23 protein-coding genes and 1 pseudogene are annotated in these 24301 nt (G+C 39.5%); 21 read left to right on the forward strand and 3 right to left on the reverse strand.

The annotated features are described in order from the left end of the window. Positions 1-106: 106 nt before the first annotated feature. Positions 107-736, forward strand: coding sequence for a uracil phosphoribosyltransferase (gene upp, locus D1B32_RS02175; RefSeq protein WP_095307830.1), 630 nt, complete (start codon positions 107-109; stop codon positions 734-736). Between the two features lie 71 nt (positions 737-807). Here the strand turns inward: upp and ribH are convergent, their stop codons facing one another. The 3 genes and pseudogenes from ribH to ribE form a co-directional block, all read right to left on the reverse strand. Next, positions 808-1278 carry a 6,7-dimethyl-8-ribityllumazine synthase gene (gene ribH / locus D1B32_RS02180; RefSeq protein ID WP_095307831.1) on the reverse strand — a complete coding sequence of 157 codons (471 nt, stop codon included), beginning with the start codon at positions 1276-1278 and terminating at the stop codon, positions 808-810. Between the two features lie 26 nt (positions 1279-1304). Further along, positions 1305-1916: pseudogene (gene ribB / locus D1B32_RS02185) on the reverse strand (3,4-dihydroxy-2-butanone-4-phosphate synthase); the annotation flags it as partial. An 11-nt stretch (positions 1917-1927) separates the two neighbouring features. Further along, positions 1928-2578: a riboflavin synthase gene (ribE, locus tag D1B32_RS02190; RefSeq protein ID WP_118888504.1), complete on the reverse strand. Its 651-nt coding sequence runs from the start codon at positions 2576-2578 to the stop codon at positions 1928-1930. Between the two features lie 863 nt (positions 2579-3441). Between ribE and D1B32_RS24410 the strand changes: the two genes are divergently transcribed. From D1B32_RS24410 to D1B32_RS02290, 20 genes are all read left to right on the forward strand, one after another. Next, a complete protein-coding gene (locus tag D1B32_RS24410) occupies positions 3442-5604 on the forward strand; it encodes a S8 family serine peptidase (protein WP_118888505.1) in 2163 nt (720 codons plus the stop codon). A 538-nt stretch (positions 5605-6142) separates the two neighbouring features. Beyond that, positions 6143-6532, forward strand: a complete 390-nt coding sequence (locus D1B32_RS02200; protein WP_095307835.1) for an ATP synthase subunit I — start codon at positions 6143-6145, stop codon at positions 6530-6532. Positions 6533-6594: 62 nt separating this feature from the next. Then, a complete protein-coding gene (gene atpB, locus D1B32_RS02205) occupies positions 6595-7317 on the forward strand; it encodes a F0F1 ATP synthase subunit A (RefSeq protein ID WP_118888506.1) in 723 nt (240 codons plus the stop codon). Between the two features lie 43 nt (positions 7318-7360). After that, positions 7361-7573, forward strand: a complete 213-nt coding sequence (gene atpE / locus D1B32_RS02210; RefSeq protein ID WP_010648360.1) for a F0F1 ATP synthase subunit C — start codon at positions 7361-7363, stop codon at positions 7571-7573. A gap of 149 nt (positions 7574-7722) precedes the next feature. Next, entirely contained in the window at positions 7723-8250 is a 528-nt protein-coding gene (gene atpF / locus D1B32_RS02215) for a F0F1 ATP synthase subunit B (protein ID WP_118888507.1), read from the forward strand. Continuing rightward, positions 8247-8789, forward strand: a complete 543-nt coding sequence (locus D1B32_RS02220) for a F0F1 ATP synthase subunit delta (RefSeq protein ID WP_118888508.1) — start codon at positions 8247-8249, stop codon at positions 8787-8789. The genes atpF and D1B32_RS02220 overlap by 4 nt, the downstream gene beginning before the upstream one ends. Before the next feature lie 116 nt (positions 8790-8905). Beyond that, entirely contained in the window at positions 8906-10417 is a 1512-nt protein-coding gene (gene atpA / locus D1B32_RS02225; protein ID WP_095307840.1) for a F0F1 ATP synthase subunit alpha, read from the forward strand. Between the two features lie 138 nt (positions 10418-10555). Next, positions 10556-11416: an ATP synthase F1 subunit gamma gene (gene atpG / locus D1B32_RS02230; protein ID WP_095307841.1), complete on the forward strand. Its 861-nt coding sequence runs from the start codon at positions 10556-10558 to the stop codon at positions 11414-11416. 40 nt (positions 11417-11456) lie between these two features. Further along, positions 11457-12848: a F0F1 ATP synthase subunit beta gene (gene atpD / locus D1B32_RS02235; protein ID WP_095307842.1), complete on the forward strand. Its 1392-nt coding sequence runs from the start codon at positions 11457-11459 to the stop codon at positions 12846-12848. A gap of 98 nt (positions 12849-12946) precedes the next feature. Continuing rightward, on the forward strand, positions 12947-13342 hold the full coding sequence (locus D1B32_RS02240; protein WP_095307843.1) for a F0F1 ATP synthase subunit epsilon: 396 nt from the start codon (positions 12947-12949) through the stop codon (positions 13340-13342). Positions 13343-13663: 321 nt separating this feature from the next. Then, positions 13664-13894, forward strand: a complete 231-nt coding sequence (locus D1B32_RS02245; protein ID WP_095307844.1) for a DUF1146 family protein — start codon at positions 13664-13666, stop codon at positions 13892-13894. A gap of 191 nt (positions 13895-14085) precedes the next feature. Next, positions 14086-14799, forward strand: a complete 714-nt coding sequence (locus D1B32_RS02250; protein ID WP_095307845.1) for a YwmB family TATA-box binding protein — start codon at positions 14086-14088, stop codon at positions 14797-14799. Positions 14800-14834: 35 nt separating this feature from the next. Beyond that, the gene (murA, locus tag D1B32_RS02255) at positions 14835-16160 is read left to right on the forward strand and encodes a UDP-N-acetylglucosamine 1-carboxyvinyltransferase (protein ID WP_095307846.1); all 1326 of its coding nucleotides are present in this window, start codon (positions 14835-14837) and stop codon (positions 16158-16160) included. 261 nt (positions 16161-16421) lie between these two features. Beyond that, a complete protein-coding gene (locus D1B32_RS02260; RefSeq protein ID WP_118888509.1) occupies positions 16422-17246 on the forward strand; it encodes a D-aminopeptidase DppA in 825 nt (274 codons plus the stop codon). A gap of 93 nt (positions 17247-17339) precedes the next feature. Beyond that, positions 17340-18272 carry an ABC transporter permease gene (locus D1B32_RS02265; protein ID WP_118888510.1) on the forward strand — a complete coding sequence of 311 codons (933 nt, stop codon included), beginning with the start codon at positions 17340-17342 and terminating at the stop codon, positions 18270-18272. Position 18273: 1 nt separating this feature from the next. Continuing rightward, entirely contained in the window at positions 18274-19230 is a 957-nt protein-coding gene (locus D1B32_RS02270) for an ABC transporter permease (RefSeq protein WP_095307849.1), read from the forward strand. 8 nt (positions 19231-19238) lie between these two features. After that, the gene (locus D1B32_RS02275) at positions 19239-20240 is read left to right on the forward strand and encodes an ABC transporter ATP-binding protein (protein WP_118888511.1); all 1002 of its coding nucleotides are present in this window, start codon (positions 19239-19241) and stop codon (positions 20238-20240) included. 119 nt (positions 20241-20359) lie between these two features. Further along, positions 20360-22024 (forward strand): peptide ABC transporter substrate-binding protein, encoded by a 1665-nt coding sequence (locus D1B32_RS02280; RefSeq protein WP_095307851.1) that lies wholly within the window; start codon positions 20360-20362, stop codon positions 22022-22024. 190 nt (positions 22025-22214) lie between these two features. Continuing rightward, on the forward strand, positions 22215-23132 hold the full coding sequence (locus D1B32_RS02285) for a S66 peptidase family protein (protein ID WP_118888512.1): 918 nt from the start codon (positions 22215-22217) through the stop codon (positions 23130-23132). A gap of 35 nt (positions 23133-23167) precedes the next feature. Beyond that, on the forward strand, positions 23168-24268 hold the full coding sequence (locus tag D1B32_RS02290; protein ID WP_095307853.1) for a dipeptide epimerase: 1101 nt from the start codon (positions 23168-23170) through the stop codon (positions 24266-24268). Positions 24269-24301 lie beyond the last annotated feature (33 nt).

Consider the following 24301-nt stretch of genomic DNA (forward strand, 5'->3'; position numbering starts at 1 on the left):
TATCCTTTGTTACGTTTTTATAACAAGAATAAAACTAAACTTGAAAGCTCGCTTGTTTTTCAGTACAATTTTAGGGATATAACTAATTCTGAAGGAGTGATCTACAATGGGAAATGTTTTTGTATTTGATCATCCGTTAATTCAACATAAATTAACGTACATAAGAGATAAGAACACAGGAACAAAAGAATTCCGCGAACTTGTTGATGAAGTTGCGATGCTAATGGCTTTTGAAATTACAAGAGACCTGCCGTTACAAGAAGTAGAAGTGGAGACACCCGTAACTATTGCCAAATCGAAAACATTGGCAGGAAAGAAAATAGGACTTGTTCCAATTCTTCGTGCTGGAATCGGGATGGTTGATGGCGTACGTAAGCTTATTCCGGCAGCAAAAGTTGGACATGTTGGTCTATACCGTGATCCAGAAACATTAAAGCCTGTTGAATACTATATTAAATTACCTTCGGATATTAATGAGCGTGAGCTGATTGTAATTGACCCGATGCTGGCAACTGGTGGGTCAGCAAATGATGCCATCCATTCATTGAAGAAGCGTGGTGCAAAAAACATTCGTCTCATGTGTATAATTGCTGCACCAGAGGGCGTTGAGGTTATTAAGAGAGATCACCCAGACGTTGACATTTATTTAGCGGCTATGGATGAGAAATTGGACGACCATGGCTACATTGTCCCTGGACTTGGAGATGCTGGTGACCGTTTATTCGGTACAAAATAAGTACTGCTACAGTGTAATAAATAGACAACAAACGGAGAATGCAACTTTAACTTGCACTCTCCGTTTTTGAATTAATTTTCTAGCAGTTTTACCATATTCGCCATTTCAATAGCGGAAATAGCTGATTCAGCACCTTTATTTCCTGCCTTTGTCCCAGCACGTTCAATTGCCTGTTCAATTGATTCAGTTGTCAGGACGCCAAATATAATTGGCTTGCTCGTTTGAAACGATACATTCGCAACACCTTTCGCTACTTCATTACACACATAATCAAAATGTGGAGTAGAGCCGCGAATTACCGTTCCTAACGTGATAATGGCATCATATTTATTAAGAGCTGCCATTTTCTGAGCAATTAAGGGAATCTCAAACGCACCTGGGACCCATGCAATATCAATGTTATCTTCAGCAACACCATGTCTTTTCAGAGCATCACGTGCACCATCCAATAATTTAGACGTAATAAATTCGTTAAATCGGGCAACTACAATCCCGATTTTTAAATCTGTACCAACTACATTTCCTTCATATGTTTTTCCCATTTTTTCTGTCTCCTTTATGAATGAATAATCATTGTATTATTTGTTTTACGATAGGTAATTAAATCTGCTATTGAGATGACTTTTAAGTCAAATTTCCCAGCCATAATTTCAAGGTCTGCTAGTCGTGCCATTGTACCGTCATCTTTAATGATTTCACAGATGACACCTGATGGGAAGGCACCACTTAGAAGTGCTAAATCAACAGCTGCTTCTGTATGACCAGGGCGACTTAACACGCCGCCTTCCTTTGCGATAAGCGGAAACATATGACCTGGCTGTTTGAAATCACGAATATGTGCGTGAGGATCTGTTAAAGCCAGAATGGTGTTCGCTCTTTCTGCTGCACTAATTCCAGTAGTAGTATCTTTGTGGTCAACAGATACTGTAAAAGCAGTACCATATGGATCCGTATTCTGATTGACCATCGGTGATAGTCCGATATTCTCCACATGCTCTGCTGGAAGAGAAACACATACGAGACCTTTCCCATGTGTAATCATAAAATTAATCAATTCAGGTGTCGCTTTTTCAGATAAAGCAACAAGGTCACCTTCATTTTCCCGATCTTCGTCATCAACAACAATAATTGGTTTTCCAAGTTTCAAATCAGCAATTGCCTCTTCAATAGTATGCATTATGAATATTCCTCCTATATGAATCCGTTTTGTTCAAGAAAATCTTGGTTGATTTCTTCACCGTGCTTCTTATATTGATTATCGAGCATATTTCGTACATACTTCGCTAGCATGTCACACTCGATATTCACGATATCCCCTTTGCCTTTTTCGCCAAGAATTGTTTCGGAGGCGGTGTGGGGAATAAGGGAAATAGTGAATCGATTCTGATTTACTTGGAAAAGCGTCAAACTGATTCCATCAACTGTAATGGAACCTTTATGCATTAAAAATGGAATAAGAGATTCAGATATTTCGATGTCGTAATAAATAGCATTTTCTTTTCGGTACACCTGGACAATTTGACCTGTACCATCAACATGGCCAGATACAAAGTGCCCGCCAAACCTTCCATTTGCTGCCATTGCTCGTTCTAGATTTACCTCAGAACCAGTTTTTAAAGCTTGTAAAGAGGTGGATTTTATCGTTTCTGGCATAGCATCCACTTGGAAGCTATTGGAACTATAATTTGTCACTGTAAGGCAAATGCCATTAACAGCAATACTGTCACCAATAGAAACGTCCTTAATTACCTTGCTGGATCCTATAGTCATTTGGACAGCCTGATTGGAAATCTTCAGCATTTTCTTTACAACACCTTTTTCCTCGATTAAACCTGTAAACATATAACTCACTTCCTTTCATAAAGAGATCGCATCCTTTGTAAACAGCAAAAGGGGCAGCGCTCGGTCAGCGATGTATGGAGGCTAGCAAGTTTCGCCAGTCCTTTGCCGCTGGAGCTGCAGGAAATGAAAAAAGCCCCTGAGTTTCCTCAGAGGCTTGTGATTAGAATTTTAATAGTAAGCGATGGAAAAAATAATGTAATACAACGAAATCGCATCCTGTTAATTGTACAAAAAGTATACAAATAACAGCACTCGCCTAAAGCATTACAAATAGCGTGCCTACCTAAAATTCCTTCTCCCATCCAGACTTTAACTGTCGGTTCTGGTTTTGCACCAGATCCACCGCTTGGTTTATAGGTTAAAGGTAGTTCAAAAATTTCCGGTAAAAATGACATTTTGAGAACAGGGGGCCTTCAACTAACTACCAACACGTCCTGTGTCGAACGTTGAAGTCATCACATGTTGTGCAAGCCCGTTCCTCACGTATTAATTGCATACGTGAGGGTACGGGGGCTACGCCGCCTGGAAATTCTCGGTCCTTTTTACCCTCTTTTTTGATCAACTATCTTATAACAACCGCACGGGTCACGGACTTAGAAGCTATGCTTCATCACCGTCGGTTGGGAATTTCACCCGACCCCGAAGGAATATGCGTATTGAATTTTGATGGAAAACTTCCCTAGCTGCATAAGTACAACCAAGGTATTCATCCAAAGGCATGGTGAATTCCAAGTTTTCTAAAAAATAGTATACCATTAGTTCTTCTGAAAAAGCAAGGTAGAAAAATCCGGCGTAATCGAAACGAATGTATAAGAACGTAATTTATTTCAAAAGCTATTGTTAAAAAAAGGGAGTGGGCGCCTATGAGAATTTTTAGCACCTTTTTATTGCTTCTACTTCTATTTATTCCATACCCTCAAGAACTTCATGCGGAAAAAGAAATGGAATCGATCATCATCGAAGTAGAAGGGGATCCAGAGATACATAAAGAGTATTTGGAAATATATCATCCATTTATCGAGGTTATTGCAGTTTATCACCAATTGTTTAATGGCATTGCAATCCAAGGAGCTCCTGCAAATCTGCAGAAGATAGAATCGCTGCCTTTTGTTCAACGTATTCACTCGGTACAGCAATATAAAGCACTTCCTTGGGATGGAAATCGTGAAAAGGGTAATGGGGTAATCCCATCTGATCTAAATAAGACTTCATTTACCGGTAAAGGTGTAAAGGTTGGGGTTATAGATACTGGGATTGACCACAGCCACCCAGATTTGCAAAAAAATTATAGTGGGGGATATGACCTTGTTGACCTTGATGAAGACCCAATGGAGACAATTCCAGAACAAGGTATACCAACATCACACGGTACTCATGTTGCAGGGATTATTGCGGCCGACGGAGAATTGAAAGGAGTCGCTCCAGATGCAGAAATTTACGCATATCGAGCACTTGGTCCTGGGGGGGCAGGAACATCTGTGCAAGTAATAGCTGCAATGGAGAAGGCGATTGAAGATGGGGTAGATATTATCAATTTATCGCTTGGGAATAACGTTAATGTTCCTGACTTTCCAACGAGTGTAGCAGTTAACAGAGCTACAGAACTAGGTGTAGCGGTAGTTATAGCAAATGGTAATAGCGGCCCACAAGATTGGACTGTAGGATCACCAGCAACTGCAGACAAAGCTTTATCAGTCGGTGCATCAACTGCACCAACAGAAACCCCTCTACTCTATGAACCGATGGCCGATCGTACAATCCCGCTTACTGAAATGGTAGGTTCTTCTCCGTGGAATTTGACAAAAGACTATCCAATTGCTGATATGGCAGAAGAGAATGGAAAGTTGAATGGGCGAATCGCATTTATAAAACGTGGAGAAACACCGTTCTATGAAATGGCAAAACGTGCTGAAGAAAAAGGGGCAGTAGCGGTTGTAATCTATAATAAAGAGAAAGGAATGTTTCGAGGTTCTGTTCAAAATAAAGAAGATCCAATAAATATACCAGTCGTATCGATAGCCATGGAAGATGGTGTATGGCTGAAAGAGCAGAATGAAGGGGAAAGTATTTATTTGGAAACTGCATACGAACATGAAGAACGAACAATAGCTCCATTTAGCTCAAGAGGACCAGTTACAGTTAATTGGAATATCAAGCCAGACGTAGTTGCACCAGGGACGAATATTATGAGCACTGTTCCAGGAGGTTATGAGCCACTTGATGGCACTAGTATGGCTGCACCGCATGTTACTGGTGCTATTGCATTAATCAAAGAGGCGCACCCAGATTGGTCGACCCAGCAAATCTTCGGAGCACTTAAAACAACCGCGCATGTAATCGGTGAAGGTAATGTTTTAGCTCCCACGATTCAAGGAACGGGAGAAATCCAACCGGAAAAAGCAATTGAATCGACAACAATCATTCACAATCCACAACTCAACTTTGGACAAATAAATGGGTATAGAGAAACAAGTGAATTTTCATTAACAATTGAGAACATGGCAGATGTTGCACAGACATTTACCTTTGATTATCCAAAGCAACAGAATGGTGTTAATTGGAAGCTGCCAATGTCATTTAGGATCGAAGCCAATCAGAAAAAGACAATCCCAATTGAACTTAGTATAACAGCAGCTCGAATGGATCAAGGTGTACATCAAGGCTGGATCACACTGAGATCTCAAGATAACCAATACAACTTACCATATATTTTTGTGAACCAAGCTGCGAATCAACCCAAAACAGCAGGATTTGAGTTTGCGATGAAAACTCTCTCTGAAGAAGCATATGAATATCGGATATATCTAACAGAACCTGCGAGACGGGTAGAAGTTGACCTATACGATCCTGAAAGTCTTGTATTCAAGAGACGACTATTAGAAATGGAAAATGTAAAAACAGGAGAACATCAAGGTGAAATAAGTAAAAAAGATGCTGGTGATACAGGTTATTATTTAGCGGTAGTAACGGTATTTCTCAAGGACGGAACATATGAAAGCAGTCCATCTATTGTATATATAGAATAATTCATTGTTCACAAGAGACAAAAAAACTCAAATAAATCAAGTGAGTTCACAAAGATGTCACATTACACGACCCAACTTTCATTTATAATGAAAGTTGGGTCACTTAATTGTAAATTTATAGATAAGAAAATGTCACATATTGTTTCAACGACAGTATTTTATCGATGGTTTAAAAATTGCAATTTATCTTAGTGTCCTAATTGACAATGGTGGTCAAGCTGTTGTAAACTTGCTAACTGTGGGGGAAGGTGTATTTTTATATAAACTGCAACTATCTTGTTAGCTGATACGACGATTTTTAGTATCATTCGACATGAAAAATGGCAGACTTAATTTCCCTTAAAGCAACTTCTGTTACATAAGCATTTCCGTGTTTTTGGCTGTGAAACAGGACCAATATTTTAAAATAATGACTGAAAATAACAACCGTTTAATAGTAAACAATTATGTTTGGAAGCGGATGCACGTGTTTTTTCAGCCTTTATTTTGTAATGAGAACATCCACAATATCGTTTGATTGTTTAGGAGAGTAGAGTACATGATGTCTGAATATGATTTGATGGTAACGAGGCAGCGTAAATGGATGCTCTTTCTTCTTGCAATTATCGTAATTGGTGCAGGGTTCTCATCGTATCCTCGAATTTTTAACGGTTTATTGTTAGGAAGCGCTGTAAGCTTCTACAATTTATGGTTACTGCAGCATAAAACAAAAGCACTGGGAAAAGCGGTTATTGAAACTGGAAAGGTACGCGGAGGATTGGGAACATTCTCAAGGCTTGCTGCAACAATGCTTTCCGTTTTGATCGCACTTCGATTTAATGAAACCTTTCATATTATTGCCCTAGTTTTTGGTCTTGTATCTTCATACATCATAATAGGAATTGATGTTGCTTTTCGATTCATTTTTCAAAGAAAACATATTAAGTAAACTAGTTTAACAGGCATAGTATGAACGGATTTATAAGTATGTAGTGTAAAGGGGGGAGAATTTTGGATCATACAGCTCCAATAGTTAATGACGTCTTTGGGATTTCCTGGCTCGACTTTAACATGTCCAATGTCCTCATGATTGCAGTTGTATCGCTAATTGTGTTTGTTTTCTGTGTGTGGGCAAGTCGCAAACTGCAGATGAAGCCAACCGGGATGCAAAACTTTATGGAATGGGTAGTTGAATTTGTAAAAGGAATTATTAGTGACACAATGGACTGGAAAACAGGGAAGGTGTTTCTTCCATTAGGATTAACGCTGATTTTTTACATCCTTGTTAGTAACCTAGTAGGTGTAGCGACTGTCGGAGTGGTCGGTCATGACTTATGGTGGAAATCACCAACCGCAGATGCAACATTAACATTAACACTATCCGCTATGGTTATCGTATTAACCCATTTCTATGGCATTAAAACACAAGGAACAAAAGCATATTTCAAAGGGTATGTCAGCCCAGTACCTTTTATGCTGCCATTTAAGATTATAGAGGAATTTACTAACACATTAACATTAGGTCTTCGTCTATTTGGTAACATTTATGCAGGGGAAGTATTATTAACCTTACTTGTAGGTATGGCAATGTCAGGCTTCTTAGGAGCATTAGGAGCAGCAATACCAATGCTGGCATGGATGGGCTTTAGTGTGTTTATAGGTGCAATTCAATCTTATGTATTTGTTATGTTAACAATGGTGTATATGTCTCACAAAGTGAGCAGTGACCATTAAATAAAAAATAATATTAGGTTTAAATAAAAGGAGGAAATTTTCAATGGAAGCATTAGCAGCAGCAATCGCAATCGGCCTGGCAGCATTAGGTGCAGGTCTTGGTAACGGAATGATCGTTAGTAAAACAGTAGAGGGAATCGCACGTCAACCAGAACTTAGAGGTGCATTGCAAGGTACGATGTTTATCGGGGTAGCACTTGTTGAGGCGATTCCAATCATCGCAGCAGTTATCGCATTTATGGCTATCTTCATGTAATTGTATTTGTATTTTATTTAAAACATAATGGCGAAGTTCGTTACCATAGAATCTTCGCCATTCCTTTATGTAACTTTCAGGTGATATGAAAATAAAATGAATCACTATAGGTAAATAGATGTGAAGTCACATTGAAAGGAGTGAAATCAGTGCATTCATACATTGACTTTATGACAATTGGAGCTAGTGTTGGAGGACTAAGAGTAGGAGACATGTTTGTCCAATTATTCTTCTTCCTTGTGTTGCTAGCATTACTAAAAAAATTCGCTTGGGGACCCCTCATGAACAAAATGCAAGAGCGTGAGGAGTATGTAGCTGGAGAAATTGAAGCAGCAGAAAAAAGTCGTCTTGAGGCTGAAAAAGCTTCAAAGGATGCTGCGGCACAGCTAAACCAAGTAAGAGAAGAAGCTCAAAAATTGATTGAGGACGCAAAGGCAGCTGGAGCAAAGCAAGAACAGGATATTGTTGAAGCTGCACGTAAAGAGGCAGACCGCTTAATCCTAGCAGCTCAAGCTGATATTCAAAATGAGAAGGAAAAAGCATTACAAGCACTTCAAGATAAAGTTGCGCACCTTTCCGTACTTATTGCAAGTAAAGTGATTGAAAAGGAAATAAGTGCACAAGATCAAGAGAAATTGATCAATGATTACATTAAAGAGGTAGGAGAAGAGCGATGAGTGAAGTTGTTGTAGCTAAACGTTATGCAGACGCTCTTTACCAACTCGGACTTGAAAAGAATACACTGGATCAACTCGTGAAGGAATTCAGAGTCGTTCAAGAAGTATTTAACAAAAATAAACAATTGGAAACTTTCTTAATGCATCCCAAAATTGATAATGTGGAAAAGAAACAACTGATTACGAAAGTGTTTCAAGGTATACAAGCAGATATTATCAATACAATCAAACTGCTTGTTGAACGCCGACGCATTAAAGCTCTTTCCAACATTATCGTAAGTTTCATTCAATTAGTGAATGATGCTAAGGGTATCGCGGATGCAACGGTTTATTCTGTACGTGAATTAACAGATGTTGAAAAAACTGAGTTGCAGCAAACATTCGCAAAACGAATCGGTAAAACTGCAATCAATTTGAAAAACATTGTAGATCCTTCCATTATTGGTGGAATTAAAATTCGCGTTGGAAACACAATCTATGATGGAACAATTAGTGGAAAATTAGATCGTATTTTAAAACGCATTGTTTCTACTAATTAATGTGAACAGGCAACGTACAGACCAAAGTTAAGCATACATACTTGACATGGTCTTCTAACATGGAATTGAATTTTATACATGCTTATTATGAACAAAGATGATAGGGGTGAAATGGTATGAGCATAAATGCTGAAGAAATCAGTACACTAATTAAACAGCAAATTGAAAATTTCGATACAGATATCGAAGTTAGTGACGTTGGAACAGTTATTGAAATCGGGGACGGGATTGCACGTGCACACGGACTTGATAACGCAATGGCTGGAGAGTTGCTTGAATTCTCAAACGGTGTTATGGGACTAGCGCAGAACTTAGAAGAAAGCAACGTTGGTATCGTTATTCTAGGGCCTTACACAGGGATTAAAGAAGGCGATGAAGTTCGTCGAACAGGACGTATCATGCAAGTACCAGTTGGAGAAGAATTATTGGGACGTGTTGTAAACCCACTAGGACAGCCAATTGATGGGAAAGGTACACTTGAAACTTCTAAAACCCGTCCAATTGAAGCGCAGGCTCCAGGAGTAATGGATCGTAAATCAGTTGATGAGCCATTGCAAACGGGAATCAAAGCGATTGATGCATTGGTGCCAATCGGTCGTGGACAACGTGAGCTTATCATTGGTGACCGTCAGACAGGAAAAACAACAGTAGCCGTTGATACCATTTTGAACCAAAGCGACCAAGATATGATTTGTATTTATGTTGCAATTGGACAAAAGGAATCGACTGTTCGAAATACTGTAGAAACGTTCCGTAAGTACGGCGCATTAGATTACACAATCGTTGTAACAGCAGGAGCTTCTGATCCTGCACCATTATTATACCTTGCTCCATATGCAGGTGTAGCAATGGGTGAGGAATTTATGTACAACGGGAAACACGTACTTGTTGTATATGATGACTTGTCAAAACAAGCAGTAGCATACCGTGAGCTTTCCTTGCTGCTTCGTCGTCCTCCGGGTCGTGAAGCATTCCCAGGGGATGTATTCTACTTGCATTCACGTTTACTAGAGCGTGCTGCTAAATTAAGTGATGCACGTGGTGGCGGTTCTTTAACTGCATTACCATTCGTTGAGACGCAGGCAGGCGACATCGCTGCATACATTCCAACGAACGTAATTTCAATTACAGATGGACAAATTTTCTTGCAATCTGACTTGTTCTTCTCGGGTGTAAGACCAGCAATTAACGCCGGTTTATCTGTATCCCGTGTTGGTGGATCAGCACAAATTAAAGCAATGAAGAAAGTTGCTGGTACATTACGTCTTGATCTTGCGTCATTCCGTGAGCTAGAAGCCTTCTCACAATTTGGATCAGATCTGGATAAATCAACACAGGCTAAATTAAATCGTGGACAAAGAACGGTAGAAGTTCTGAAGCAAGGTTTGCATAAGCCAATGGTTGTTGAGAAACAAGTAATGATTCTTTATGCACTAACAAGAGGATTCTTAGATGATATTTCAGTAGAAGATGTACTTCGTTTCGAGAGTGAAATGAATGTATGGCTTGAAAGCAATCGCAATGAATTATTGACTACCATCCGTGAAACAGGTAACTTGCCAGATGATAGCGATATGAAATCTGCTATTGAAGCATTCAAGAAAACATTCTTACCAACGACAAATTAAGTAAACGAAGGTACAAACACCTGAAAAAGTGTTTCCCTTTGTCAATAGATTTCGAAAAGAGAATAATGGACCGGAAAGAGTTGACATGACACAGCCTTTTCCGGCTCAACCTCTGTCAGGAAAGTGTGGTGAAAAAGCTTGGCATCACTTAGAGATTTAAAAGCTCGAATAGATTCAACAAAGAAAACAAAGAAAATTACTGGTGCAATGCAAATGGTATCCGCTTCAAAAATGAGTAAAGCAGAGCAGAATGCAAAAGGGTTCGTTCCTTACGCAGATAAACTACAGGAAGTTGTAGCTAGTATCGCTAATAGCAATACAGATGTATCTCATCCGATGTTGATTAAACGTGAAGTGAAAAAAACAGCCTATTTAGTTATAACCTCTGACCGTGGATTGGTTGGTGCTTATAACAGTAATATACTGCGAAACTTGGTTCAAACAATTGAAAAGCGTCATGAAAGTAAAGACGAATATACAGTCATTGCTGTAGGGCGCAAAGGATACGACTTCTGTAAGAAACGTGATCTGCCCATGTCAAATAGTATTCTTGGAATGGCAGACCACCCTACATTCGCAGACATTAAAGAATTAGCTTCTGAGACAGTGCAAATGTATAGTGACGGAGAAATTGATGAACTTAACATTATTTACAATCATTATGTTAGTGCAATCTCTCAAAAGGTAACTGCAAAAAAATTGCTGCCAATCGAGAATTTGGACGCACACTCTGCCATTAACAATGATTATGAATATGATCCGGATCAAGAACAAATTCTGGAAGTTCTTTTACCACAGTATGCCGAAAGCTTAATATTCGGTGCTTTATTGGATGGAAAAGCAAGTGAACATGCGGCAAGTATGACTGCAATGAGAAGTGCAACAGATAATGCTGGTGACCTTATTGATGACTTATCATTGACATATAACCGTGCACGTCAAGCGGCGATTACACAGGAAATCACAGAAATCAGTGGTGGAGTAGCAGCGCTTGAATAAGCTTCTTTAACAGGCTTTAAGTAAGTTAGGAGGGAAAGCGATGAGTAAAGGACACGTTACACAAGTAATGGGACCGGTCGTTGACGTTAGATTTGAAGACGGCACACTCCCAGAAATATATAACGCTTTAGTTGTCCAAGATGAAAATACAGATCTTACATTAGAAGTAGCTCTTCATTTAGGAGATAACAGTGTTCGCACAATTGCAATGTCATCAACTGACGGTGTTAAACGTGGCGCAACAGTAGAAAACCTTGGAAGACCTATTTCCGTTCCAGTAGGAGATGTAACATTAGGACGTGTATTTAATGTTTTAGGTGAAAAAATTGACTTGGATGAACCGTTAGCAGACGGATTACGCTTAGACCCAATTCACCGTGAAGCACCTAAGTTTGAAAACCTGTCTACAGAAACTGAAATTCTAGAAACAGGTATCAAAGTAGTAGACTTATTAGCTCCATATATTAAAGGTGGAAAAATTGGTCTATTTGGTGGTGCCGGTGTAGGTAAAACCGTTTTAATCCAGGAATTAATTAATAACATTGCTCAAGAACATGGTGGTATTTCTGTATTCGCAGGAGTTGGAGAGCGTACTCGTGAAGGAAATGACCTCTACTATGAAATGAAAGACTCTGGTGTTATTGCTAAAACAGCGATGGTATTCGGACAAATGAACGAACCACCTGGTGCACGTATGCGTGTAGCATTAACAGGTCTTACAATGGCTGAATACTTCCGTGATGAGCAAGGACAAGATGTATTGCTATTCATTGATAACATCTTCCGTTTCACACAGGCAGGATCTGAGGTTTCAGCATTACTTGGACGTATGCCATCTGCTGTTGGTTACCAACCAACACTAGCAACGGAAATGGGACAATTGCAAGAACGTATTACATCAACAGATAAAGGTTCCGTAACATCGATTCAGGCGATCTATGTACCTGCCGATGACTACACGGATCCGGCTCCGGCAACAACGTTTGCACACTTGGATGCAACGACAAACCTAGACCGTGGTCTATCTGAACAAGGTATTTACCCTGCTGTGGATCCTTTAGCATCTACTTCACGTGCACTAGATCCAGAGATTGTTGGGGAAGAGCATTATCGCGTAGCAACAGAAGTACAACAAACACTACAGCGTTATCGTGAGCTGCAGGATATTATTGCGATTCTAGGTATGGATGAGCTTGGCGATGAAGATAAATTAGTCGTTTCAAGAGCACGTCGTATCCAATTCTTCCTTTCTCAAAACTTCCACGTTGCAGAACAATTTACAGGACAAAAAGGTTCTTATGTGCCTGTTAAAGAAACTGTAGCTGGATTCAGTGAGATCTTAGAAGGTAAGTATGATCACCTACCAGAGGATGCATTCCGTCTTGTGGGACGTATTGAAGAAGTACTTGAAAAAGCAAAAGGCATGGAATAATAGATAATAGGTAGGAGAATACTGTAGAAATGATATTTCTGAAGAAACTCTGATGAATTATCATAGCTTTCTTCTACCAAGTCTTAGGAGGGGTTACATTGAAAACACTGGAAGTGAGTGTTGTTACTCCTAGTGGTCCGGTTTTAGAGGGTAGTTTTGATATGGTTGTCTGTAAGGCAGAAACTGGAGAAATAGGTATCTTACCTGGACACATACCTCTTGTAGCTCCATTACAAATCAGCGCTGTTCGTCTCAAGACAGGATCAGAGACGAAACATTTAGCGGTAAATGGTGGATTTATGGAGGTCCAACCAGATAAAGTGACGATTCTTGCTCAATCTGCTGAAAAAGCTGCAGAAATTGATGTACAACGCGCAAAGGAAGCGAAAGAACGTGCGGAACGTCGTCTTCAAGCAAAAGCCGATAATATCGATAAAATACGGGCTGAATTAGCACTCAAACGCGCAACCAATCGCCTAAATGTAGGCAGTTAAATGTATGAGAATCTCTTATAACGAAATGTTGTAAGAGATTTTTTACGTGTGAACGATTCCAAAGAAACACGATATCCAATCCTCTATTTTACAGCGCAGATAAGTAAACAGGTCACGCTGTTCTTACTAATGCCCGATACAAAATCCATTCTATTATTTCCATTCACTCCTGTCGATATTTCCCGGGAAATGGCGGGATAAAGCATCGGAATAACTGAATTATCTCCAAAAAATGATATAGTAATTGAGCGTATAAAAGCATTGACATTTCTTTTTAATCATGGCAATGTAACAATTAGCAACTAAACAAAGGTGGTCAATATGTTTTCAATTGGACAAATGGCTTTATTTAGTATCATTTCACATCTGCTCTTCATTTATATTTCATGGCGAATCATTCTAGCAATGAATTTTGAACCAATAATTAAGAAGGGAAGAACAACGGAAGGAAGAATCTTTCTACTGTTCCTTGCAATTGTAATTGGAACTGGAGTAAGTCAATTTCTCCTTGATATTTTAAGATGGTCTAGCGATCTAATCTATCTTTTCTAATGCGTTTATATCTCTTTCAAGATTGTGTATGAAGTTCGTTGCATGATAATCTTTTTATAAGGGTATTAATCCATTATCAGATGTGTGCAAACTAAGATATTTGGTCAAAAACTTGTCGTTATTTGTAAGGTATGCGATGTAGTCTCTCTGTCTAAACTAATGCTATTCGTTTAATACAGGGGGATTTTATTATGAGAAAACTATCAATTTTATTAGTGCTATTTTTATTAATCACTGCTAAACCAGTAGTCCACGGGATGGAATCTGACGAAATGATTGATTTAGCAAACTTTACAATAAGCAATGGGATTCCAATTGAAAGCTGGCAGGTTACAATGAAAGAGAGTGTAACAGCAGAACAAGCAGAACGGCAATTAGATAAAATGAAAAATGGTAGTTTTGTCACTAGAAGCGAAGATGGAAATGCTATAAAATATTTGCTTAGGGAAGACGCTAAACACAATGCTTTGCAAGTATCCTATACAATTGTTATTCCCAAGGACACTACGATTAAATCAGAAATCATTGTAATAATAGAAGGCACGAAATGGAACGAGGAAATTGAGGGAAATTACCTTTCCAAAAAGCGTGAGATAGTGGAGAAATATTTAACAGAAACGTCAAAAACATTTGCTTGTCTGACTACAGATTTTAGTGGTATAATGGAGTCTGATGTTCTTGTAGAGGAAATCATAAGTTATTTTGATTTACGACATATTAAGACACAATTCGACACAGTAAAAAATTCAACACATAAAAAAATTGTATACGGGTATACAGACTTATGGAAAGAAAATTTCATCATTGATGATGCCCCGTTGAACTTACAATTAGCTATAGCAACGAACGAAAAAGAAGAACTGAAATATACGATAGGAACACCTATCCTAATACATGAATATTAATATAGTGAAATTGGATCTGAAGGAGATTTATAAACATGGAGAAAATCATCGTAAGAGGTGGACAGAAACTGAGTGGCGCTGTTCGCGTTGAAGGTGCTAAAAATGCAGTACTTCCTGTGATAGCAGCAAGTCTAATTGCTAGTGAAGGAAAAAGCGTTATTAAAGAAGTCCCCGTTTTAGCTGACGTATATACAATTAATGAAGTTTTAAGAAATATGAATGCCGATGTTGATTTTGATGCTGAGAGCAACACGGTATATGTGGATGCTTCAAAGCGTTTGGAAACAGAAGCACCATTTGAATATGTACGAAAAATGCGTGCTTCTGTACTTGTTTTGGGACCATTATTGGCCCGTTATGGACACGCGAAAGTTGCAATGCCAGGTGGATGTGCGATTGGTTCAAGACCAATTGATTTACATTTAAAGGGCTTTGAAGCTATGGGGGCCGAGATTCATGTTGGTAATGGCTTTGTAGAAGCAAAAGTAGACGGCCGTCTTCAAGGTGCAAAGATTTATTTAGATATGCCAAGTGTTGGAGCAACTGAGAACATTATGATGGCAGCTGCCCTCGCAGAAGGCAAAACAGTCCTTGAAAACTGTGCAAAAGAGCCAGAAATTGTAGATTTGGCAAATTACTTGAATAAAATGGGTGCACGAATTGTTGGTGCTGGTACGGAAACAATTCGTATTCATGGTGTGGAAAAGCTATGTGGAGTAGAACATTCCATTATTCCTGATCGTATTGAAGCAGGTACATTCATGGTTGCAGCTGCAATTACTGGTGGAAATGTTTTAATCGAAAATGCAGAAAGTGAACATTTACGTTCCGTTATTTCCAAATTGGAAGAAATGAATGTAAAAGTTATGGAAGAAGATGAAGGGATTCGCGTTATTGGATCTGATGATTTAAAAGCTACAGATATTAAAACATTGCCACATCCAGGGTTCCCAACAGACATGCAGTCACAAATGATGGCATTGATGCTTCGTGCAAAAGGCACAAGTGTCATTACGGAGACCGTTTTTGAAAACCGTTTTATGCATGTAGAAGAATTTAGACGGATGAATGCAAATATGAAGATTGAAGGACGCAGCGTAATTATTGAAGGATTGTCTGATCTTCAAGGTGCAGAGGTAGCTGCAACAGATCTTCGTGCAGCAGCAGCTCTAATTTTAGCTGGTTTAGTTGGAAATGGCCATACACGTGTAACAGAGCTAAAACATTTGGATAGAGGCTATGTAGATATCGTTGGAAAATTGGCAGCATTAGGTGCAGATATAGAGCGTATTGATGAAACTAAAGAATCTGTACAACCTGTACTTGATTTATCAAATGCAAAAATAGCAGCTGAATTTTAAGCGATACGTGTAATAATATTTATATATGTATGAAGTTTGTCTAATGACTAATAAGCAATTTTATAGTAATTTAAGGGAAAACAGGTGTAATCGAATGATACGCCTGTTTTTTTGCGTGCGCAGTAGAACGATAACTGAAATATTCATTCTCGGGTATATATAAAAGTTATAGAACGGAAAATTCAAACTTCTCTTTTTGTTAACGGTGTGTTAAAATTGAGAAAAAACAAATAATAAAATTCATAGCAAGGAGAAGAAGATATGAAATTATACCTATCTGTTGACATGGAAGGGATTACAGGTATACCTGATTATACTTTCCTAACTCCAAGCGAGCATAATTACGAACGTTCACGAAAAATAATGACCAAAGAAGTAAATAAAGTTGTTGAGACGGCGTTTACATATGGTTGTAAAGAAGTGCTGGTCAATGATAGTCATTCAAAAATGAACAATATACTTATTGATGAGCTTCATCCCGAAGCATCGCTAATTACGGGTGATGCAAAGCCTTTTTCAATGGTACAAGGTTTAGATGATACATATGATGGAGCAATGTTTATAGGCTATCATGCTCGCGCTAGTCAGTTTGGTGTGTTATCCCATTCCATGATTCATGCTGTACGGAATATTTTCATCAATGATCATGCAATTGGAGAAATGGGGCTCAATGCCTATGTTGCTGGCTATTACGGTATCCCGCTTTTATTTGTATCTGGTGATGATCAAGCAGTAAAGGAGGCGAAGGAGCTTAACCCCAATGTAACCACTGTCGCAGTTAAAGAAACCATTTCAAGATCCGCTGTCAAAAGCATGACACCAAAAAAAGCAGAGGCACTTTTAAAAGTAAAGGTAAATGAGGCACTAAAGAACCGTAACCAAGTAAAAGCCCTAGTCCCACCAGAGAAGCCATTACTTCGTATTGAATTTAATAACTACGGACAGGCTGAATGGGCAAATTTAATGCCCAAAACATGGATTGAACCCGGTACAACAATTGTAGGTTTCAAAGCAGATGATATTCTGGAAGCCTATCAAGCAATGCTGGTCATGATTGAGCTCGCTTTACAGTCAAAGTTTTCATAAAATGTAAGCGCTGTATTTTGTTCGGTTAACTAAGAAACGATAATTGAATAGATGATGCAACATGAAAAAAGAATCATACGGGGGTGCTAGGTCGTGCTGAAATACATATTAAAACGATTCCTAATAATGCTCGTAACTTTGTGGGTAATTATTACATTAACCTTTATTTTAATGGTCAGTATACCAGGCTCACCATTTAATAGTGATCAATCATCAAATGAAACAATTCGGGCTAATTTAGAAGCACATTATAATTTAGATGAGCCTTATCCCATTCAATATTTGCTTTACTTAAAGTCGATTGTGACGTTTGATTTTGGGCCATCCATAAAACAGCCAAATCAATCGGTTAATGATTTATTGGCTAGAGGGTTTCCAATCTCATTTGAGCTTGGAATTTTAACCATTATTGTTGCTGTTATATCTGGCATTATTTTAGGAATCCTTGCTGCTTTACGACATAATGGTGTGATTGATTATTTAGCGATGGGGATTGCCGTTCTCGGTATATCCATACCAAACTTTATTTTAGCAACGTTACTTATTCAACAGATAGCTGTAACTTGGGAATTGTTACCTACTGCAACTTGGTCAAGCCCAGCGCATATGATTCTGCCAATTACTGCACTTGCAACGGGGCCGATGGCAATTATTGCTAGACTTACCCGTTCGACAATGTTGGAAGTGTTAACTCAGGATTACATAAAAATGGCAAAGGCAAAAGGATTGTCTCCTTGGAAAATCGTATTTAAACACGCACTTCGTAATGCGTTAATGCCGGTTGTAACAATCATGGGAACTCTGCTGGCAGGAATTTTAACTGGAACCTTTGTTATTGAACAGATTTTTGCCATACCAGGGATGGGTAAGTATTTCGTTGAAAGTATTAACCAACGTGATTATCCCGTAATTATGGGGACAACTGTATTTTATAGTGCATTTTTAATCATTATGCTGTTCCTTGTGGATATCGCTTATGGAATATTAGATCCACGCATTAAGTTCCATCGAAAGGGAGGGGAGTAATATGAAGTCTGTGAATGAAGTAAAGTCAGCACACTCTCCTTCTCAAGTCCCGGATGAATGGTTTAAGTGGAAAGAAAAAGATGAAGGTGCCGCGGAGGTTGTTGCTAGACCATCGCTATCCTACTGGAAGGATGCATGGAGACGACTACTGAAGAATAAACTTGCAATGTTGGGACTTTTATTTTTAATATTGCTGGCAGTAATGGCTATATTTGGCCCAATACTATCACCTTATGAGGTCAATCAACAAGATCTGCCAAACCAGTATCAGCCACCTTCTGCAGAGCACTGGTTTGGGACGGATAATGCTGGAAGAGACGTTTTTACTAGAACATGGTATGGTGCACGAATCTCCTTGTTCGTTGGATTAATGGCTGCCCTCATCGATGTCACCATTGGCATTATTTGGGGAGGTATTTCTGGCTATAAAGGCGGACGTACAGATAATGTCATGATGCGCATCATTGAAATTTTATATGGATTACCGTATTTATTAGTCGTCATATTACTACTCGTCGTATTAGGCCCGAGTCTCTCGACAATTATTATTGCACTTACGGTAACCGGATGGGTTGGGATGGCCCGAATTGTGCGAGGGCAGGTTCTGCAAATCAAGAATTATGAATTTGTTCTCGCTTCCAAATCATTCGGTACGAAGTCTTCAAGAATCATTCGGAAAAATTTATTACCAAATACGATGGGGCCGATTATCGTACAGATGACATTAACAGTCCCTTCAGCGATCTTTGCGGAAGCATTTTTAAGTTTTATTGGACTTGGGATTCAGTCTCCATTTGCAAGCTGGGGGGTAATGGCAAACGACTCATTAGGAGCAATTTTATCTGGTAACTGGTGGACATTGTTCTTCCCGGCATTTTTTATATCCTTTACGATGTTTGCCTTTAATGTACTAGGGGATGGATTGCAGGATGCACTTGATCCGAAATTAAGAAAGTAGGGGACACCATGGGAAAAATTTTAGAAGTTAATAACCTCCACGTGACGTTTACTACTTATGGTGGAACCGTAAAAGCCGTCCGCGGAGTTGATTTTCATTTGAATAAAGGAGAAACACTGGCAATTGTAGGTGAGTCAGGCTGTGGGAAAAGTGTTACATCTAATGCAATCATGCGCTTGATCCCAAACCCGCCGGGGAAAATTACAGATGGTTCAATTAAATTTAAAGGAAAGAATCTTGTTAAATACTCGGAAAAACAAATGCGTTCTATTCGCGGTGTGGATATTTCTATGATATTTCAAGATCCTATGACCGCACTTAATCCAACCTTAACCATTGGCACACAGCTAATGGAAGGAGTGATTGCGCATCACGGAGTATCGAGTAACGAAGCAAAGAGGAAAGCTATTGAGATGATGGATCTTGTAGGTATCTCGAATCCAGAAGAACGCCTAAAGCAGTATCCGCATCAATTTAGCGGTGGAATGCGACAGCGAATTGTAATTGCAATTGCGTTAATTTGCGAGCCGGATCTTCTCATTGCAGATGAACCAACTACCGCACTTGATGTAACAATCCAAGCACAAATTCTTGAGCTTTTTGAAAAAATTCAAATTGCAACAGGTGTATCGATTATTTTAATAACACATGATCTTGGTGTTGTCGCAAAGATTGCAGATCGAATCGCAGTAATGTATGCCGGTAAGATCATTGAAACGGGAACGAAGCGGGAAATTTTCTACAAGCCACAGCATCCTTATACACGAGGTTTATTGAATTCTGTTCCACGTCTTGACTTAAAAGGAGAAAAGCTTACTCCAATCGATGGAACACCACCAGATTTATTCTCACCTCCTGCAGGGTGTCCATTCACTGCCAGGTGTCCATTTGCGATGGAGGTGTGTGATAAAGTTTATCCCGCGAGTAAGGAGCTATCAGAATCACATCATGTAAACTGCTGGCTACAGGATGAACGGGCTAAACAGCTATTAACTGCAGTAAGGCTCTAACTCGCAAGTGCTTCGGAAGACTCGATAGGGCTTTAGCGTTGTGGAGCTGGAAGGGGCTGTTATGGATGAAACGAAAGTCCATGCAGTCCAAATCACTATTATAAAAAGGGGGAAAAGGCATGAAGAGGTTACTATTATTTTTGCTTGCATTGACAACAGTTGTCGTCTTTGCAGCATGTACTGCAAACGAAGATGCAGGACAAGAACCAGAAGAGAGTGATACAGGAGAAACAGAAACAGATTCAAATGATGCTGAGGCAGTAGAAGAGAATCCGGGTGAGAAAATTCTTCGTTTGAATAATGGCGTAGAGCCTTCATCATTAGATCCGTCTATAGGCTTTGATGCAGTTTCATGGGATCCATTAAACAACCTGATGGAAGGCTTAACAAGGCTGAACGAGGAATCTGTAGCGGCAGAAGGTGTTGCAGAATCATGGGATATTTCTGAGGACGGGCTAACGTATACGTTCCATCTAAGAGAGGATGCGAACTGGTCGAATGGTGACCCAGTTGTAGCCGAAGACTTTGTATATGCGTGGAAGTATATGCTTGATCCGGAGAATGCTTCATCTGCAGCATTTCTTGGTTACTTTATTAAAGGTGGAGAAGCATTTAACACAGGTGAGGGTAGTGCAGACGATGTTGCTGTAACTGCAGCCGATGAAAAGACATTAGAAGTTGTACTTGAAGCACCGACTGGGTTCTTCCTTGACCTATTAACAAACCCAGCGTTTTTCCCGATCAATCATCGGGTCGCTGAAGAAAACCCAAGCTGGCATGCAGAAGCAGATACATTTGTAGCGAATGGTCCGTTCATGCTGGAGTCATGGACACACGGTACAGAAATGGTATTTGCTAAAAACCCAGAATATTGGGATGCAGAAGCAGTAAAATTAGATAAGGTTCATTTTGCAATGGTCAATGATACAAATACGCAATATCAAATGTTTGAAACGGGTGAATTGGATACTGCGACCATTCCACCAGAGCTATCGGATCAATTAATTGATGGGGACAATGTATATATTGGAAACTATGGGGGTCTAGAATTCTTCCGTTTTAATATTACTGAAGAGCCATTCCAAAACAAGAAAATTAGGCAAGCAATTGCCTATGCGATCAACAGACAGGATATTGCTGACTATGTTGTGAAAACTGGTGTTGATCCTGCATATGGATTTGTTTCACCAGGATTCACTACACCTTCTGGTGGGGACTTCCGTGAAGAAAATGGTGATCTTGTAACATTTGACCCAGATTTAGCAACACAGTTATTAGAGGAAGGTATGGCAGAGGAGGGCTATGAAGAGCTCCCGCCAATTGTATTATCGTATAACACAACTGATTTGAATAAAGCAGTAGCAGAAACCGTTCAAGGTATGCTTAGCGATAATCTTGGTATTGATGTGACATTAGAAAACCAAGAGTGGAACGTATTTGCCGAAGCACAGCAAAACCTGGAGCTGCAATTCTCACGTAGTTCCTTTATCAATGATTACAGTGACCCGGTTAACTTCCTGGAAAGCTTTATTACGGACTCCTATATGAACCGAACAGGTTGGTCTAATGCCGAATATGATGAATTGATTGCGAATGGTAAATCAGAAACAGATGAAGAAAAACGCTACGAATACCTATATGAGGCAGAAAGACTGCTTGCCGAGGAAATGATTGCAGTGCCGCTTCGTTATTACAATACGGTTGTATTACAAGCGGACGGGGTAGAAGGAATCCTTCGTCATCCAGTAGGATACTTTGATTTGAAATATGCAGATAAAAATTAAGGAACAATAGCGTAAGCGATCGGCTAGCGGCGTACGGAGGTGAGATAATTCTCACTGCAGCTTTAGCGCTGAATCTAGATGCGGGGAAGGTGACTCACTTACATTGTATGTGGGTCTCTCCCATTTTCATATAAGTATATAGTATGTTTCGTTTCAAATAGTACGTATACATAATGAAAGGTGGGATTCAATGATTCATCCAATACGGCTCCAAAAGGGCGATACAATTGGTGTTACTGCACCTGCAGGACCTCCAGATCAGGAAAAGTTACAACGAGCAATTGCATTTTTTAACGAGATGGGTCTTCGTGTAAAGCTAGGAAGAAATATTAAGCAAACACGAGGGTTTTTAGCTGGAACAGATGAAGAACGACTTAGCGATTTGCACGACATGATTATAGATACGGAAGTAAAGGCAATTATTTTTGCGCGCGGTGGCTACGGAACTGGTAGGCTAGCAGATTGCATTGATTATGAATTGATTAGGCAAAACCCCAAAATAATCTGGGGGTATAGCGATATTACGTATTTACATACAGCGATTTATCAACAAACAGGGCTCATCACTTTTCATGGTCCAATGCTTGCATCGGATATTGGAAAAAGCGATTTTGATCAATTTTCAGCACAGCTGTTCAGGCAATTATTTACCCCAACACAATTAGATTATTCAGAGGTTATTTCGCCGCTTAAGGTTTATGCAGCCGGAGAAACGGTTGGGCAGATGGTCGGAGGAAATCTGTCTTTACTCGTCAGTACACTTGGTACCCCGTATGAAGTGGAGACAACAGGCAAGCTTTTGCTATTAGAGGATATTGGCGAAGAGCCTTATCGTATTGATGGGATGCTGAATCAATTAAGGCTAGCTGGCAAGCTTTGTGGTGCGCATGGTATAGTGCTCGGAGATTTTTCGGAGGTGAATTCGAAGGTTAACCCGTCCCTGACACTGGATGAAGTATTTACAGATTATTTTTCAGATTTTCATGGACCTGTAATGAGTGGATTTAAGATTGGACACTGTTTCCCTCATTTTTCTGTACCACTAGGAGTATGGGCTAAACTTTCAACAATCGAAAAACGGTTACGAATCGAACCAGGAGTGAAATAAGCTTCGATTAACAGAACGAAGTGGAGGCGAGCGAATTGCAAATAAAATCAATCGAAACATACCGAGGAGCAATTCCATTACATACACCTTTTAAAACGGCGTTACGCACCGTAACAGTCGCTGAGACGATTATTGTGAAAGTAACTTGTGCAGATGGGATTGTCGGTTGGGGAGAAGCACCACCAACACATGTTATCACAGGTGAGAGTCTAGCAAGTATTGATTATGCGATACATTCTATTTTTAAACCATTACTCATCGACAACCCCCTTCAAATGCGAGAAATAATTTTTCGGAAAATAGAAAACAGTGTGTTACGTAATACGAGTGCAAAGGCCGCAATGGATATGGCACTTTATGACTGTATCGCAAAGCAGGCAAATCTTCCACTCTATCAATTTATTGGAGGCGTTCAAGAATCGATTGAAACAGACTATACGGTGAGCGTGAACACGCCAGAGGAAATGGCTCGGGATGCAAAAAAATATAGTCAAAATGGATTTTCCATTTTAAAAATTAAAGTAGGCAAAGATCAAATTGCAACAGATATTAAGCGAATTCAAACGATTCGAAATGAAATTGGTTCAGGCATCCAAATTCGTCTAGATGCAAACCAAGGCTGGCAAGCAAAAGAAGCTGTTCGAGCAATTAGACACATGGAGGAACTCGGGCTAGGAATTGACTTAATTGAACAGCCAGTTATCGCACGTGATTTAGAAGGATTGAAATATGTGACGGAAAATACAGATACGTTAATTATGGCGGATGAAAGTGTATTCTCAGTGGATGACGCAAAACGTGTTCTCGAAATGGGGGCAGCAGATTTAATCAATATTAAATTGATGAAGTCGGGGGGAATCCATCAAGCCATCAAAATTGCTACACTTGCTGAGGCTTATGGAGTAGAATGCATGGTCGGAAGCATGATTGAAACAAAAGTTGGTATTACAGCAGCAGCACATTTCGCGGCAAGCCATCCTAACGTAACACGCTATGACTTAGATGCTCCTCTAATGTTAGTAAGTGACATTGCAATTGGAGGAATCAGCTATAAAAATAACCAAATCATATTGGGAAATGCAATAGGTCTTGGGATCCAAGCGATTGATGAAAAATTTCTTGTAGAAAACGTGTAATATCGCGTGCAGATAAACATCCACTATGGTGAT

It is taken from the genome of Oceanobacillus profundus (assembly GCF_003515705.1).
Classification (GTDB): Bacteria; Bacillota; Bacilli; order Bacillales; family Amphibacillaceae; genus Oceanobacillus; species Oceanobacillus profundus.